This is a genomic window from Agrobacterium bohemicum, assembly GCF_001562555.1.
GTDB lineage: Bacteria > Pseudomonadota > Alphaproteobacteria > Rhizobiales > Rhizobiaceae > Agrobacterium > Agrobacterium bohemicum.
The window spans coordinates 522,203-537,329 of the sequence record NZ_KQ961023.1 but is presented as its reverse complement, the minus strand read 5'-3'; the positions used below and the strand labels follow the sequence as shown (position 1 = coordinate 537,329).

Here is a 15,127-nt window from a genome sequence, read left to right as displayed (position 1 = left end):
AGATGACTGAAAACAACAAACCCGGTGCCAGCAGGTCCAAGGCCGAGCAGCTACCGCTTGCCTTTTCGCATCAGACTGCAACGGGTCGCGAAGATTTGCTTGTGGCAGCACCTCTGCGTGCCGCTGTCAGCATTGTTGACGAGTGGCCGAGCTGGCCTTCGCCGGTTGTCATCCTCGTCGGGCCGCAGGGGTCTGGAAAATCCCATCTTGCCAGCATCTGGAAAAATACCAGTGGTGCGGTGGAAATCCGGCCAAAGGCGGGGGGCGATGCCGCACGCGCGGCCGAAAACAGCCCGGTCCTTTTCGAGGACGCGGATAGCGATGGCTTCGATGACACGGAATTGTTTCACGTCATCAACAGCGTACGTGAAAATGGCACATCGCTGCTGATCACCACACGAGACTGGCCCGCCGCATGGCCGGTAAAACTGCCTGACCTTCGTTCGCGCCTGAAAGCTGCGACTGTGGTGGAAATCGGTGAGCCGGACGAGGATTTGCTCGGGCAGATATTGATGAAGCTCTTTGCCGACCGACAGCTTTACATGGATGACAAAATTGTCAGCTATATCGTTACGCGTATGGAGCGATCCCTCAACACGGCGCAGACGATTGTCGAAAAACTCGATCATCTGAGCCTGTCACGGGGAACGCGCATCAGCCGGGCAATGGCAGCAGAGGTGCTGAAAGAGCTTGGCAGCGACGTGGACGAGGATTGACTGTCACAGTTCCGTCGTCAAACTGTTATACGGCCATAACGGCATCGAAACGCGGTCTGGATCGCCGATGTCTTAACAAGACCTGAAGCTGCGCAGGCCTGTCCTGTATGCCAGCCATCGGTCTGAATCTATTAAAGGGCGGAGTATTCGATGGATTCGGTAGTGCAGGACGGTGTGGACGAAAGCACGCAAACGGCAACCGAGGTTCAAGACCTCTGGGACAGCCCCTTGCGTTTCATAAACCGCGAATTCTCCTGGCTGCAATTCAATCGTCGTGTTCTGGAAGAAACGCTCAACACCGATCACCCTTTGCTGGAGCGACTGCGGTTCCTGTCTATTTCGGCTGCCAACCTTGATGAATTCTTCATGGTTCGTGTTGCCGGTCTGGAAGGACAGGTCCGCCAGAATGTGACTGTCAAGACGCCTGACGGCAAGACGCCTGCCGAACAGCTTGAAAATATTCTGAAAGAAATCGACAACCTTCAAATGGAGCAACAGGCTTCATTGGCTGTTCTTCAGCAATACCTTGCCAAGGAAGACATCTATATCGTTCGCCCGGCATCGCTTTCGGATCAGGACCGCGTCTGGCTGGAGAACGAGTTCGAAGCATTGATCTTCCCGGTGTTGACGCCCTTGTCGATCGACCCTGCGCACCCGTTCCCTTTCATTCCCAATCTGGGTTTTTCGATGGGTCTGCAACTGGACAGCGTCAACGGTCGCGAGCCGATGACAGCGCTTTTACGTCTGCCGCCAGCGCTGGACCGCTTCATCCGCTTGCCGGACGACAAGAATGCCATTCGCTACATCACGCTGGAAGACGTGGTGGGCCTTTTCATCCATCAGCTTTATCCCGGATACACGGTTCGCGGTTTCGGCACGTTCCGCATCATCCGTGACAGCGATATCGAGCTTGAAGAAGAGGCGGAAGATCTGGTCCGCTATTTTGAAAGCGCATTGAAGCGCCGCCGCCGTGGCTCGGTCATCCGCATCGAAACCGATAGCGAAATGCCGCCGTCGCTGCGCCAGTTCGTTGTTCACGAATTGGGCGTGCCTGATAATCGCGTCGCCGTGCTGCCGGGTCTTCTGGCGCTCAACACCATTTCCGAACTCGTCAAGGCACCCCGCGACGATCTGAAGTTCGAGCCCTATAACGCGCGCTTCCCGGAGCGTGTGCGCGAACATGCGGGCGATTGCCTTGCAGCCATCCGCGAAAAGGACATGGTGGTCCACCATCCCTATGAGAGCTTCGATGTTGTCGTGCAGTTCCTGCTGCAAGCGGCGCGTGACCCCAACGTTCTCGCCATCAAACAGACGCTCTACCGCACCTCCAACGATAGCCCCATTGTCCGCGCGTTGATCGATGCTGCCGACGCCGGCAAGTCGGTGACGGCGCTTGTGGAGTTGAAGGCGCGCTTCGATGAAGAAGCGAATATTCGCTGGGCTCGAGATCTTGAGCGCGCCGGCGTTCAGGTCGTCTTCGGCTTTATAGAACTGAAAACGCACTCCAAGATGTCGATGGTCGTGCGCCGCGAAGACGGCAAGCTGCGCACCTATTGCCACCTTGGTACCGGCAACTACCACCCGGTAACGGCAAAGATTTATACCGACCTGTCGTTCTTTACCTGCAATCCGAAGATTGCCCATGACATGGCGAACATCTTCAACTTCATTACCGGTTACGGTGAGCCGGAAGAGGGAATGAAGCTTGCCGTTTCGCCCTATACGATGCGCTCGCGCATTCTCAAGCACATCAATGATGAGGCTGAGCATGCCAGAAACGGCGCGCCTGCGGCGATCTGGATGAAGATGAACTCCTTGGTGGACCCGGAAATCATCGATTCGCTTTATAGGGCCAGCGAAGCTGGTGTCGAGATCGATCTTGTCATTCGTGGTATCTGCTGCCTGCGTCCGCAAGTGCCGGGCCTGTCCGACAATATTCGCGTCAAATCCATCGTCGGACGCTTCCTCGAACATAGCCGTATTTTCTGTTTCGGAAATGGTTACGGCCTGCCTTCCGACAAGGCTTTGGTCTACATCGGTTCAGCCGATATGATGCCGAGAAACCTTGATCGCCGCGTTGAAACGATGGTGCCGTTGGTCAATCCAACCGTGCACGAGCAGGTTCTTTCACAGATCATGCTTGGCAATCTCATTGACAACCAGCAGAGCTACGAGATACTGCCGGACGGAACGTCGAAGCGCATCGAGGTGCGCAAAGGCGAGGAACCGTTCAACGCGCAGCACTATTTCATGACCAATCCTAGCCTTTCGGGCCGTGGTGAAGCTCTGAAATCCAGTGCGCCTAAACTGATTGCTGGGCTGATATCATCCCGCAAGAAACAGGCTGAATGACACGATCAGAAGCACAGGGGCGGCTTACCGGTCTCGCCCCCGTTTCCGTCATAGATATTGGTTCGAACTCCGTTCGTCTCGTTGTTTATGAAGGTCTCTCGCGCGCCCCTGCGGTGCTCTTCAATGAAAAAGTCCTGTGTGGGCTCGGCAAGGGTTTGGCCCTGACGGGCCGCATGGATGAGGAAGGCGTGACGCGTGCACTGGCTGCACTGCGCCGTTTCCACGCTTTGTCCGAACAGGCGCAGGCGCAGCAACTCTACGTGTTGGCAACGGCTGCCGCGCGTGAAGCCTCGAACGGCCCGGACTTCATCCGTGATGCGGAAGCCATTCTGGGCTGCGAGATAGAGGTTCTCTCCGGCGAGAAAGAAGCGCTCTATTCCGCCTATGGCGTGATCAGCGGCTTCCACGATGCCGACGGCATCGCGGGCGATCTGGGCGGCGGTTCACTTGAGCTTATCGACATCAAAGGCAAAACCTGCGGCGAGGGCATCACCCTGCCTCTGGGTGGATTGCGGTTGTCCGAGTATTCCGGGGGCTCGATTGACAAAGCGGCGAGCTTTACAAAAAAACAGGTGAAGACTGCAAAGCTGCTCGCCAAGGGTGAGGGGCGTACCTTTTATGCGGTTGGTGGCACATGGCGCAATATCGCCAAGCTGCACATGGAAATTACCGGCTACCCACTGCATATGATGCAGGGATACGAGTTGTCTCTGCCGGATATGCTGAGCTTTCTGGATGAGGTCATCGCGTCCAAGGATAGCAAGGACCCGGCCTGGCAGGCGGTATCGAAGAACCGCCGGACGCTTTTGCCATTCGGTGCCGTCGCCATGCGCGAAGTCCTGGTAACGATGAAACCCGCCAAGATCGCGTTTTCGGCACAAGGCGTTCGTGAGGGTTATCTCTATTCGCTGCTGCCCGAAGCCGAGCAGAATGCCGACCCTCTGCTGGTCGTTGCCGATGAGCTGGCTATCCTGCGCGCCCGTTCACCTGAACATGCGCGCGAGCTTGCGGACTGGAGCGGACGAACTGTGCCGATCTTTGGTATCGATGAGACGCCTGACGAGGCGCGATATCGCCAGGCTGCCTGCCTGTTGGCGGATATCAGTTGGCGCGCGCATCCCGATTATCGTGGCTTGCAGGCGTTGAACATCATCGCGCACTCCTCGTTCATCGCCATCACGCATCCCGGTCGAGCCTATATCGCGCTGGCCAATTATTATCGCTTCGAAGGTTTGAACGATAATGGCACGACTGAGCATTTGACGACCATTGCGGGCGAGAGAATGCAGGTGCTTGCCAAGCTGTTGGGCGGGCTGCTGCGAGTGGTTTACCTGTTTTCGGCGTCCATGCCGGGGGTCGTCGATCATCTCAAGTTCCGCCGCTCGGAGCGGAACGATATCGACCTGGAATTTGTCGTGCCGCATGAATATTGCGATTTCGCCGGCGAGCGGCTTGAAGGCCGACTTCAGCAATTGTCCAAGCTGACGGGCAAGAAGCTGGCATTTGTGTTCGAGTGAGACATAGAGAGTGAAGCCTGCAATTTGCGTTGCAGGCTTCATCTCGAATGCTTACTTCGCGTCCAGCAAGTCTTTTACCTCAAGCAGAACGAACTCGTTGTCATCAGCCTTATCCAGCGCACGACCGGCCGAGAAGGGCAGGTTGTTGTCGTTGCCAACGATGATGTGCGTGGCATCAACACGGTCGACATTTTCGATGGTGACGAACGGCATCGTGTAGGTGCCGTTGCTGCTACCCTGATGGGCCTTCTTGTCGGGGTCAGCGATCTTCATAAGGTCGATATAACCGATCTTGCGCGCCGATTTGCCGACGTTGGCATCGTTGAACTCGATCTTGTAAATGCGCTTCAGCTTGGCAGGAACGGCAAAGCAGTTCGCTTCAGGCTTTTTCGGATCAGCGCAAGCCTTGTCTGCCGTGCCAGCACCGTTATCGCGCTCGATGACGATAGCGGTGCTCTCGTCCAGCATGTTGAAGTCACCGATGGCTTCGCTACCCTCTGCCAGCGGATAAAGCCATGTGCGACCAGTCCAGGACTTGGAGGCGACATCGAGTTCGATGATGCGCAGGCCTGTGGCGTCGTCTTCGGTTTTTTCGACCTGACCCTCGGCATTATAAAGCGGGCCTTCCAGAAGGCCGTATAGCTTGGAGCCATCCTTGGACATCGCCATGCCTTCAAAGCCGCCGGAGCGTTTCAGGTTGAACGAAGGCATTTTCTGTGTCGGATTGCCCGGCAGGCCAAGCGTTGGATGGTCAGGCGACTTCACTTCGATATCGCCAGCCTTGGTAGCGACGACATCGGTCAGTTTGCCGTCACGGGTAAACTTCAAAATATAAGGGCCAAATTCTTCCCCGACCCAGAAGCCATCGGCAACCGGCTGGATGGATTCGACGTCGAAGTCGGCGCCGGTGAGATAACGCTTGTCCGAGCCTTCCATGACGATGGGGAAGGGTGCCTTCTTGTCCGGGTCCGACAGGAACACCGTTTCCAGCGCCTTGACTTTGCCCGCAGTCCAATCGAACGAGAGGTGGTGTAGCATCAGCATTGCATCGCTGGAATTCAGCTTCGATCCGAAGCCATTGTCGGACAGGCTCCAGAAAGTTCCGTCTTCCATTGTCTTGATGCCGGAAAAGCCCTGCATGGCCTGACCGTCGAATGGCATGGACAGACCTGTGGTGCGAATGCCATCCTTGCCGGGCACGGTGCCCAAACCTTCAGCGCGCTTGCGGTCCGGCGTTGTGAACTTGGCAGATGTCTTCAGATGCTCTGGCGCATCGTCCGGAGCCTTGATGATTGTGTTGGCCGGAAGCACGGCCTGAGACACGAGCTTTGCGGGAAACTCCTTCTCCGCAGCGAAGACGCACGTGGTGCCGAGAGCAAGGATTGCGGCGGAAGCTAGGAGGGTCTTCTTCATGGAAATACCTGTCGGTTTGCGTGTAGATGCAGGCACCGATAGGCATGCTTTATGACATCAGCATAATGCCGCTTTGAAGATTTCATGACGCTTATAAAGCAGGTTCTGTCAAGCCGCGACGGGATGGCGGCTGAGTGCGCAGACACCCAGCGTCTGCCCGCGTCCCTTTACGGCATGTTCGCCCAGATACTCGCTTCTCACGCCCTTCGGCAGTAGAAGTTGGTGGGCAAGATCGGACGAGATGAGAACGGGATAGCCCAGCATCTTGCTCAGCGATTCAAGGCGAGCGGTGGTGTTCACCGTATCGCCGAAATAGGTGATCTTGTGATGATCCACACCGATTTCCGCGGTGATGACCGGTCCGCCATGAATCGCGAAACGCAGCTTTGGAACGGTACCGAAACGCGCAAGCCATTCGTCGCGGCTGGTTTCGATCGTGGCAAGAATATCGAAGACACAATTGATACAGGCGGCACGGCGGATCGCCACGTGATAGGGCCAAGTGATGATGGCCGCGTCGCCGATGTAATCATCGATCACGCCACCATGGCGCCTGACAGGAGCGGCATAGGTGGAAAACAGTTCCCCGAGATATTCCTGCGCTCGCAGATCGCCGTTGGTTTCGGCAAAGGATGTCGACCCCACGAGATCGATGAACAGGAAGACACGCTCTTCGCTGACGGGGCGGCGATAGCGGCCGATAATGAGGTCGATGAAAATATCGCGACCCAGCAATTCGCGCACGCGCATGATGAAGACGATGACGGCGCAGACACCCAGGGTGAAGACAAGCGTTTGCATTTCGGCATGAACGGCTCTGCGCCAACCCATGGGCAGGACGCCAGTCGCCCACAGGATCGTTCCACCGAAGCCAAAGCCACAAAAAACGAGGATGGCATAGATGAACAAACCAACGACGATATAGGCGGGTGTCGGCAGCATGCTGATACGGCGTGAAAGCCCCGGCATGATGTAACCGCGCTCGAATGCGAGAATAGGCGCGCATGCAAACAGAGCATAGGTCGCGCCAATCAGCGCGCCGCCGCCATATTCCAGAAATGCATAGGCCACACCGCTGCCGGCAACCGCCAGAAACAACATGACATAGTCCAGCATTGCGAGAATTTTTCTCATCGGGCTCTTTTTTGCAAACAGGTCGGTTGGACGCTGCCATCCATGATTGGAGACAGACATCTGATTCCCGCCGGTTGCGACCTTATTGTGGAAACGCCCGGCCAAAAAGTGATGTTTCGGTAATGTAGCGCCGATGGATGCCGGATGTGGCCGACTTGCATCGGTCCTCTCAAGCACACCCAGTGGTTACGGCGCGAAAGCCGCTAGTCCTGAGCTTCGACTTGCGGAAGCTCCAGCGCTTCAACCTTCTTGCCCGCGAAACGCAAAGCCACTTCGCCACGGATCAACTTCAATGCGGGCTCTCCGAAAAGATCACGCCGCCAGCCGGATAGGGCAGGGACTGCGGCGCTTTCACCGTCCGACGCGATCCTGTCGAGATCTTCACTGTTGGCGATGACCTTTGCAGCCACGCTATGCTTGTCTGCCGTCAGTTTCAGCAGAACCTTGAGGAGTTCGACGGCAGCCCCCGAACCTTCCGGCGAATGGCTCTGGCGCGGTGCCGTCGGCATCTCGCCTTTCGGCAATGCCAGTGCCGCATTGACTGTTTCGATGATAGCGGTGCCGGAGCCTGAGCGCTCCCAGCCCTTGGGTATGGTACGAAGACGCGACAGGGCTTCGGTATCCTTCGGCTGCTGCTGGGCGATCTCAAAAATAGCGTCGTCTTTCAGAACACGCGAACGCGGAACATTGCGCGACCGTGCCTCACGCTCACGCCATGCGGCGATGAATTTGAGGATTGCGAGTTCGGTCGGCTTGCGAAGACGCGATTTCAACCGCAGCCAGGCATCATCAGGGTGCATATCGTACGTCTCGACCGATTCGAGAACATCCATCTCTTCCTTCAGCCACGAGGAGCGGCCTTCACGCTCCAACTGCGCTTTCAGTGCGAGGTAGACGTCGCGCAGATGGGTCACATCGGCCAGCGCATAATCCAGCTGCTTTTCAGTCAGCGGACGGCGGCTCCAGTCGGTAAAACGCGAAGACTTGTCGATCTGGACATTCTTGATCTTCTGGACGAGCTGGTCGTAGGAAATCGAGTCGCCGAAGCCGCACACCATGGCGGCGACCTGCGTATCGAAAATGGGGTGCGGAATGAGGCCGCCCAGATGGTGGATGATTTCGATGTCCTGGCGCGCCGCATGGAACACCTTGATGACATTGGCATCAGCCATCAGTTCGAATAGAGGCGTCAGATCGATATTCTTCGCCAGCGGATCGACCAGCACTTCCAGTGTCGGACTTGCCATCTGCACGAGGCAGAGTTCCGGCCAGAAAGTCGTCTCGCGAAGAAATTCCGTATCAATAGTAATGAATTCGGATTTCGCCAGTTCCTTGCAGGCATCGGCGAGTGCTGTTGTCGTCTCAATCATTGCGTCATTCAGCCAGTCACAGAAATCGATCCGTCTTACTTTCCCTTTGGTAAGCGCATGTCAATATGAACGAGGCGTTTCCTGGTTCTTTGTATGGTCTTTCCCGCACCTTCTGTGGCCTCAAACTGGAAATTTGGCCGACTTGTCATGCAGAATGGTGATTGCGCTCTCGGTGACACGGGTGCAAAGAGGGGCATGGAAGATGCGCTTTACCTTGACAAATCGGGTCAGTCATGCGCTTTTCCGGCCAATTTTCGAAAGAGCGGCAGACCATTTGCCGCTGCATCTTCAGGATCATAAAATGCATCGTTACCGCAGCCACACCTGTGCCGCTCTCCGCAAGTCGCATGTCGGCGAAACCGTTCGCCTGTCCGGCTGGGTTCACCGTGTGCGAGATCATGGCGGCGTTCTCTTCATCGACCTTCGCGACCATTACGGCATCACGCAGGTGGTGGCAGACCCGGACAGCCCGGCCTTCAAGACGGCGGAAGTCGTTCGTGGCGAGTGGGTCATCCGCATCGATGGCCTCGTCAAGGCGCGTTCGGAAGACACGGTCAACAAGACCATGGAAACCGGCGAAATCGAGCTTTACGCGCAGGAAATCGAAGTGCTGGCCGCTTCGAAGGAACTGCCGCTGCCGGTCTTCGGTGAGCCTGACTATCCGGAAGACGTACGCCTGAAGTACCGCTTCCTCGATCTTCGCCGCGATACGCTGCACAAGAACATCGTCAAGCGCACTCAGATCATCTCCGACATGCGCCGCCGCATGGGCGATATCGGTTTTGCAGAATATTCCACACCGATCCTGACGGCATCTTCGCCGGAAGGCGCGCGCGACTTTCTCGTGCCGAGCCGTATCCATGAAGGCAAGTTCTTCGCCCTGCCGCAGGCTCCACAGCAGTACAAGCAGCTTCTGATGGTGGCCGGTTTCGACCGCTACTTCCAGATCGCTCCCTGCTTCCGCGACGAAGACCCGCGTGCAGACCGTCTGCCCGGTGAATTCTACCAGCTCGACCTCGAAATGAGCTTCGTGACGCAGGAGGACGTTTGGGAAACCATGGAGCCGGTCATTCGCGGCGTGTTCGAGCAGTTCGCCGAAGGCAAGCCAGTAACCCAGAACTTCCGCCGCATCGCCTATGACGATTCGATCCGTACCTACGGTTCCGACAAGCCGGACCTGCGTAACCCGATCGAGATGCAGGCGGTGACAGACCATTTCGCCGGTTCCGGCTTCAAGGTATTCGCGAACATGATCGCGTCCAACCCGAAGGTCGAAGTATGGGCCATTCCTGCCAAGACCGGCGGTAGCCGTGCGTTCTGCGACCGCATGAATGCATGGGCGCAGGGCCAGGGCCAGCCGGGCCTCGGCTACATCTTCTGGAAAGAAGAAGATGGCAAGGTTGTTGGTTCCGGTCCGCTTGCCAAGAACATCGGCGAAGAACGCACCGAAGCGCTGCGCGTTCAGCTTGGTCTCGAGGCAGGCGATGCGTCCTTCTTCGTTGCCGGTGATCCTGCCAAGTTCTACAAGTTCGCAGGCGAAGCCCGCACCCGTGCAGGCGAAGAGCTGAACCTCGTTGACCGCGACCGCTTCGAGCTGTGCTGGATCGTCGACTTCCCGTTCTTCGAATATAACGAAGAAGAAAAGAAGATCGACTTCGCCCACAACCCGTTCTCCATGCCGCAGGGCGGAATGGACGCGCTGGAAAATCAGGACCCGCTGACGATCAAGGCGTACCAGTACGACATGGTCTGCAACGGTTACGAAATCGCTTCCGGCTCCATCCGTAACCAGTCGCCTGAACTGATGGTCAAGGCCTTTGAAAAGGTTGGACTCAGCCAGCAGGACGTGGAAGATCGCTTCGGCGGCCTCTACCGGGCCTTCCAGTACGGCGCGCCTCCGCATGGCGGTATGGCCGCTGGCGTGGACCGCGTGGTGATGTTGCTGACCGGCACCAAGAACCTGCGCGAAGTTACGCTGTTCCCGATGAACCAGCAGGCGCAGGACCTCCTGATGAACGCTCCGGCACCAGCTACGCCAACGCAGCTTCGCGAACTGGCGCTGCGCGTCGTTCCGACGCCGAAGAAGGACTGATGCTGGTTATCCAGAATTAAGAAAAGGGCTGGCGGAAACGCTGGCCCTTTTTGTTTGTCGCGATCATACGCGCAATAAAAAACCGCCCTGCGAAGGGTTCACAGGGCGGCTTGAAGTTCAATCTTCAAAGACTATTCGTTGGCAGTAACCGTAACGCCCAGGACCTGCGGAATGGTGTTGGGTGCACCCATGGCCGCGCCCATGATCATTGGGAAGGGCACAGGCTTTGCCGGTGCAGCCGAGATCGTGAAGTTCTTTGGATTATCGATATAAGCATTCACGGCAGCAGAAACGGCGTTCTGCAGTTCTGGAACGTTCAGCTGCGCCATCATCAACGGAACCATGCCCTTGATGGTCTGCGACAGCTGCTCGCCTGTCATGCCCTGTTCGCCAGCGGCGTAATCGATTGCGCGCTTGGTGATGCTGGCATCTTCGAAGCTGACTTCGGCGCTGACAAAGCTCAGTTGCTGCATGAGGCCGAGCATGGCAAGGCCCGCGGCCTGATCGGCCTGTTCCTTGTTTGGATTGGCGGCCTGCGCCTTGACGGCTTCCTGCATCGACTGGATGAAGTTCAGCGTGTAACCGGAGAAGCTGAACGCCATGTTGAGGCGGCCAACGTCCTTGAGGTCGAGGGCGTATTCATCGATGGTCATGGTGCCGGGCGCGATTTCCCAGGAGCCGTTCATGGTCATCTCGCCGCTAAGCTGCTGAACCTTCAGCTTGTCAATGGCGTCCTTCGTCTTCGGATCGGTCACACCGCTGAGATCGGCCTTGAAGCCGGTGGCGTTCAGATCGAAGCTGATGGTGCTGTCATCTGAGCTCTTGGTCAGCGTCGTGGTTGTCTCTTCGAGGGCGAAAGCCTCTTTGCCATCCACCTTGACGGAGACGGGACCGCTGTGGGCCTCGTCATACAGCATCATCGAATCCAGCTTGCCGGTGGTTGCGTCAGCGGGAACGACAATGCCGGACACGTAGATGTCGCTCACATCGATGGCGACGTTTTCCTGAGCGTATTTGACGTTGTCGAAGCTCATCTTCTCGATGGTGTAGCCACCATTGTCTTCCTCGACGCCATCAAGCGTAACATCGCCAACGGGAATGACCTGTTCCTTGGCTGTGGTCGCATTGAAGGTGACGCCGCTGAACGTGACGGTCGAACCGTTGACAGCAATCGACTTCGCAGCGATTTCCGCACCCTGAACGTGATAGGCGGCGTTGATCTTCTTGAGCACGTCCGCACCGTCAAGTGCGAATGCCGGTGACGCAAAGGCTACAGCAGCGGCGCTCGCAAACAGAAAATTCCGGGTTGTTTGAAGTCTCATTCTATCTCTTCCCTCGTAGGTACGAAAACTGTCATGTTAAAAGCTGGAATCACGTATTTATATCCGAGGCAGAGCGACGGTCTACTGCATTCCTACGGTGCAACGCATGGCTGAATTGCGGCATAAAAACAAGGTTAACGAAAAATAGACCCCTGATGAGTGTCATCCACAGCGGAAAAGCCCCGATTCCTTGCCCGGAACCGGCATTTCCGCTAGTCAAGCGCCATGGCAAAAAATCTTGTTCCTCCGTCCGGCGGAGACGACGACAATATTGTACCGATCGATTTGAAGGCGGCGCTCGAAGAGCGCTATCTGGCCTATGCGCTATCGACCATCATGCACCGTGCACTGCCGGATGTCCGTGACGGCCTGAAGCCGGTCCATCGCCGCATCATTCATGCCATGAGCGAGATGGGCATTCGCCCCAATTCAGCATTCAAGAAATGCGCCCGTATCGTCGGTGACGTCATCGGTAAGTTCCACCCGCATGGCGACCAGTCGGTCTATGATGCGCTGGTGCGGCTTGCGCAGGATTTCTCCCAGCGCTATCCCATCGTGGACGGGCAGGGCAATTTCGGTAACATCGATGGCGATGGCGCTGCGGCCTATCGTTACACCGAAGCACGCATGACGGATGTTGCCGCCCTTCTGCTGGAAGGCATCGAGCAGGACGCGGTCGATTTTCGCCCGACCTATAACGAGGAAGATGAAGAGCCGGTCGTCATGCCCGGCGCGTTCCCCAACCTTCTCGCCAACGGCTCATCCGGCATTGCCGTGGGCATGGCCACGTCCATTCCGCCGCACAACGCCCATGAACTATGCGATGCGGCCCTGCGGCTGATCAAGAACCCGGAGGCGAGCGTCGAGGATCTGATGTTCGATCCCGCTCACCCGGAAAAGGGCGGCATCGAAGGCCCGGATCTGCCCACGGGCGGCATCATCATCGAGAGCCGCGAAAGCATGCTCGACGCTTACAAGACCGGTCGCGGTGGTTTCCGCGTGCGGGCGAAGTGGGAGATCGAAGACCTTGGCCGCGGCGGCTACCAGATCGTCATCACCGAAATTCCCTATCAGGTTCAGAAATCACGCCTGATCGAAAAGATTGCCGAGCTTTTGCTGGCGCGCCGCCTGCCGCTGCTGGAAGATGTGCGCGACGAATCCGCAGAAGACGTGCGCGTTGTGCTGGTGCCGAAGAACCGCACCGTGGATGCCACGCTGCTGATGGAATCGCTGTTCCGCCTGTCCGATCTGGAAAACCGCATTCCACTGAACATGAACGTTCTGTCCATGGGCCGTGTGCCCAAGGTCATGGCGCTGAACGAGGTGCTGAAAGAGTGGCTGGACCACCGCCGCGACGTGCTGCTGCGCCGCTCGCGCTTCCGTCTGGCCGCCATCGACCGTCGTCTTGAAATTCTGGGCGGCTTCCTCATCGCCTATCTCAATATCGATGAGATCATCGCCATCATCCGCGAGGAAGACGAGCCGAAGCCGGTCATGGTGGCCCGTTTCAACCTTACCGACATTCAGGCCGAAGCCATTCTCAACATGCGCCTGCGCTCTTTGCGCAAGCTGGAAGAATTCGAAATCCGCACGGAATTCGAAGGCTTGAGCAGCGAGAAGGCCGAGATCGAGTCGCTGCTGGCATCTCCGGACAAGCAGTGGAAGACGGTTGCCTGGGAAATCGAAGAGGTCAAAAAGAAATACGCCAAAGTGACCAAGCTCGGCGCACGTCGCACCATGTTTGCCATGGCGCCCACCGCCGATATGGATGCCATCCAGCAGTCGATGATCGAAAAAGAACCCGTCACGATCGTGATTTCCCAGAAGGGCTGGATCAGGGCGTTGAAGGGCCACATGACAGATACATCGGCGCTGACCTTCAAGGAAGGCGATGGCCCGAAACTGGCTTTCCTTGCCCAGACCACGGACAAGCTGCTGCTGGTGACGACGGGCGGCAAGGCTTACACGCTGGGCGCGGACAAGCTGCCCGGCGGGCGCGGTCATGGAGAGCCGGTGCGCATCATGGTGGATATGGAGAACGATCAGGACATTCTGACCGCCTTCGTCCATGATCCCTCACGCAAGCTGCTGCTCGTCTCCACCGGCGGAAACGGCTTCGTGGTGGCGGAAACGGAAATGGTGGCCAATACCCGTAAGGGCAAGCAGATCATGAACGTTGCCATGCCCGACGAAATGAAGCTGGTCGTGCCTGTGACGGGCGACCATGTCGCCGTCGTTGGCGAAAACCGCAAGATGCTGACCTTCCCGCTCTCGCAAGTGCCGGAAATGTCACGCGGCAAGGGTGTGCGCCTGCAACGCTACAAGGATGGCGGCATTTCGGACGTGAAGTGCTTTGCGCTGGCAACTGGCCTGACATGGGAAGACAGCGCCGGGCGCTCCTTCTCCAAGGTGGGTGACGAGCTGCTGGAATGGATGGCAGACCGCGCCACCGCAGGCCGCACCGTGCCAAAGGGTTTTCCGCGTAGCGGCAAGTTCGGTGGGTAAGGGCGCAGCCCTCTCTCTCGTGACGGCAGCCGCCTTTCAACGTCATCCTCGGGCTTGACCCGAGGATCTAACCACATCACCGCGAGCAAAACGGGCCAGATACCCTTTGCCCGTGCAGCCAAGTTCCCCTCCACCCATACCCACAAAAAAGCCCACCGACTGTTGGAGCGAACCAAACAATCGGTGGGCTTGAAGACCGGCGGAAGAATACCGCCTATCTCATAAATCAGTCGTCCAGCTTGTCGTAGTCGAGCTTCGGAGCAGCCTCGAGCGCTTCCTTGGTCGTGTCGACATAGGCCTTCCATGTGCCATTGTCATTGTTGATGGCAACGGAGGCAGGGTCGAGGACCACGTAGCTCTTGTCGATGCCGAGGAAGCCGCCGACGCTGGCAACCAGACCGATTACAGACTTGCCATCGCCGATTACGACGTCTTCGATTTCACCGATTTCCTCGTTCTTCGCATTGTAGATGTCCATGCCATCCAGCTGCGAAGCAGTGAGGTCAGTCTTCTGCACGTTGACGAACTTCAAAGGGCCATTTGCCTTGGTGCCCATGGTAATCCCAGGACCCGAAAGCATCGCATCAGCACCAGCAGCCGGTGCTGCAGCAGGAGCCGTCGTCGCTGTCTGCGCAAACGCGACAGAAGATGTCAGAACCGCAGCAGCAGCCAGTGCGAAAACCTTGTTTTTCATAATGTTTCTTCC

At 57.3% G+C, this 15,127-nt stretch carries 10 protein-coding genes; 5 read left to right on the top strand and 5 right to left on the bottom strand.

The window, feature by feature from the left end; translation table 11 throughout:
• Positions 1-2: 2 nt before the first annotated feature.
• The 3 genes from hdaA (at position 3) to ppx (ending at position 4,585) form a co-directional block, all read left to right on the top strand.
• The gene (hdaA, locus tag ATO67_RS02610) at positions 3-716 is read left to right on the top strand and encodes a DnaA regulatory inactivator HdaA (protein WP_067643819.1); all 714 of its coding nucleotides are present in this window, start codon (positions 3-5) and stop codon (positions 714-716) included.
• Positions 717-866: 150 nt separating this feature from the next.
• Complete coding sequence (locus tag ATO67_RS02605) at positions 867-3,068, top strand: RNA degradosome polyphosphate kinase (protein ID WP_067643816.1); 2,202 nt, start codon at positions 867-869, stop codon at positions 3,066-3,068.
• Positions 3,065-4,585, top strand: a complete 1,521-nt coding sequence (gene ppx, locus ATO67_RS02600) for an exopolyphosphatase (RefSeq protein WP_067643814.1) — start codon at positions 3,065-3,067, stop codon at positions 4,583-4,585. Before ATO67_RS02605 ends, ppx begins: the two co-directional genes overlap by 4 nt.
• A gap of 51 nt (positions 4,586-4,636) precedes the next feature.
• Here the strand turns inward: ppx and ATO67_RS02595 are convergent, their stop codons facing one another.
• The 3 genes from ATO67_RS02595 to rnd all read right to left on the bottom strand — a co-directional run bounded on the left by ATO67_RS02595 (position 4,637) and on the right by rnd (position 8,502).
• On the bottom strand, positions 4,637-5,998 hold the full coding sequence (locus ATO67_RS02595) for an esterase-like activity of phytase family protein (protein WP_067643811.1): 1,362 nt from the start codon (positions 5,996-5,998) through the stop codon (positions 4,637-4,639).
• Between the two features lie 108 nt (positions 5,999-6,106).
• Positions 6,107-7,132, bottom strand: coding sequence for an adenylate/guanylate cyclase domain-containing protein (locus tag ATO67_RS02590; protein ID WP_067644255.1), 1,026 nt, complete (start codon positions 7,130-7,132; stop codon positions 6,107-6,109).
• 203 nt (positions 7,133-7,335) lie between these two features.
• A complete protein-coding gene (gene rnd / locus ATO67_RS02585; RefSeq protein ID WP_067643808.1) occupies positions 7,336-8,502 on the bottom strand; it encodes a ribonuclease D in 1,167 nt (388 codons plus the stop codon).
• Between the two features lie 301 nt (positions 8,503-8,803).
• Here rnd and aspS point away from each other — a divergent pair, with 301 nt between their 5' ends.
• Complete coding sequence (aspS, locus tag ATO67_RS02580; protein WP_067644252.1) at positions 8,804-10,594, top strand: aspartate--tRNA ligase; 1,791 nt, start codon at positions 8,804-8,806, stop codon at positions 10,592-10,594.
• Positions 10,595-10,725: 131 nt separating this feature from the next.
• Here the strand turns inward: aspS and ATO67_RS02575 are convergent, their stop codons facing one another.
• A complete protein-coding gene (locus ATO67_RS02575) occupies positions 10,726-11,916 on the bottom strand; it encodes a hypothetical protein (RefSeq protein WP_067643805.1) in 1,191 nt (396 codons plus the stop codon).
• A gap of 225 nt (positions 11,917-12,141) precedes the next feature.
• Between ATO67_RS02575 and parC the strand changes: the two genes are divergently transcribed.
• Positions 12,142-14,421 carry a DNA topoisomerase IV subunit A gene (gene parC, locus ATO67_RS02570; protein ID WP_067643802.1) on the top strand — a complete coding sequence of 760 codons (2,280 nt, stop codon included), beginning with the start codon at positions 12,142-12,144 and terminating at the stop codon, positions 14,419-14,421.
• 226 nt (positions 14,422-14,647) lie between these two features.
• Here the strand turns inward: parC and ATO67_RS02565 are convergent, their stop codons facing one another.
• On the bottom strand, positions 14,648-15,115 hold the full coding sequence (locus ATO67_RS02565) for a PRC-barrel domain-containing protein (protein ID WP_067643799.1): 468 nt from the start codon (positions 15,113-15,115) through the stop codon (positions 14,648-14,650).
• Between the last annotated feature and the right edge of the window lie 12 nt (positions 15,116-15,127).

Bases quoted from the DNA above. Each gene is read 5' to 3' on its own strand.
- hdaA (WP_067643819.1), top strand. From the start codon at position 3: ATGACTGAAAACAACAAACCCGGTGCCAGCAGGTCCAAGGCCGAGCAG.
- ATO67_RS02605 (WP_067643816.1), top strand. From the start codon at position 867: ATGGATTCGGTAGTGCAGGACGGTGTGGACGAAAGCACGCAAACGGCA.
- ppx (WP_067643814.1), top strand. From the start codon at position 3,065: ATGACACGATCAGAAGCACAGGGGCGGCTTACCGGTCTCGCCCCCGTT.
- ATO67_RS02595 (WP_067643811.1), bottom strand. From the start codon at position 5,998: ATGAAGAAGACCCTCCTAGCTTCCGCCGCAATCCTTGCTCTCGGCACC.
- ATO67_RS02590 (WP_067644255.1), bottom strand. From the start codon at position 7,132: ATGAGAAAAATTCTCGCAATGCTGGACTATGTCATGTTGTTTCTGGCG.
- rnd (WP_067643808.1), bottom strand. From the start codon at position 8,502: ATGATTGAGACGACAACAGCACTCGCCGATGCCTGCAAGGAACTGGCG.
- aspS (WP_067644252.1), top strand. From the start codon at position 8,804: ATGCATCGTTACCGCAGCCACACCTGTGCCGCTCTCCGCAAGTCGCAT.
- ATO67_RS02575 (WP_067643805.1), bottom strand. From the start codon at position 11,916: ATGAGACTTCAAACAACCCGGAATTTTCTGTTTGCGAGCGCCGCTGCT.
- parC (WP_067643802.1), top strand. From the start codon at position 12,142: ATGGCAAAAAATCTTGTTCCTCCGTCCGGCGGAGACGACGACAATATT.
- ATO67_RS02565 (WP_067643799.1), bottom strand. From the start codon at position 15,115: ATGAAAAACAAGGTTTTCGCACTGGCTGCTGCTGCGGTTCTGACATCT.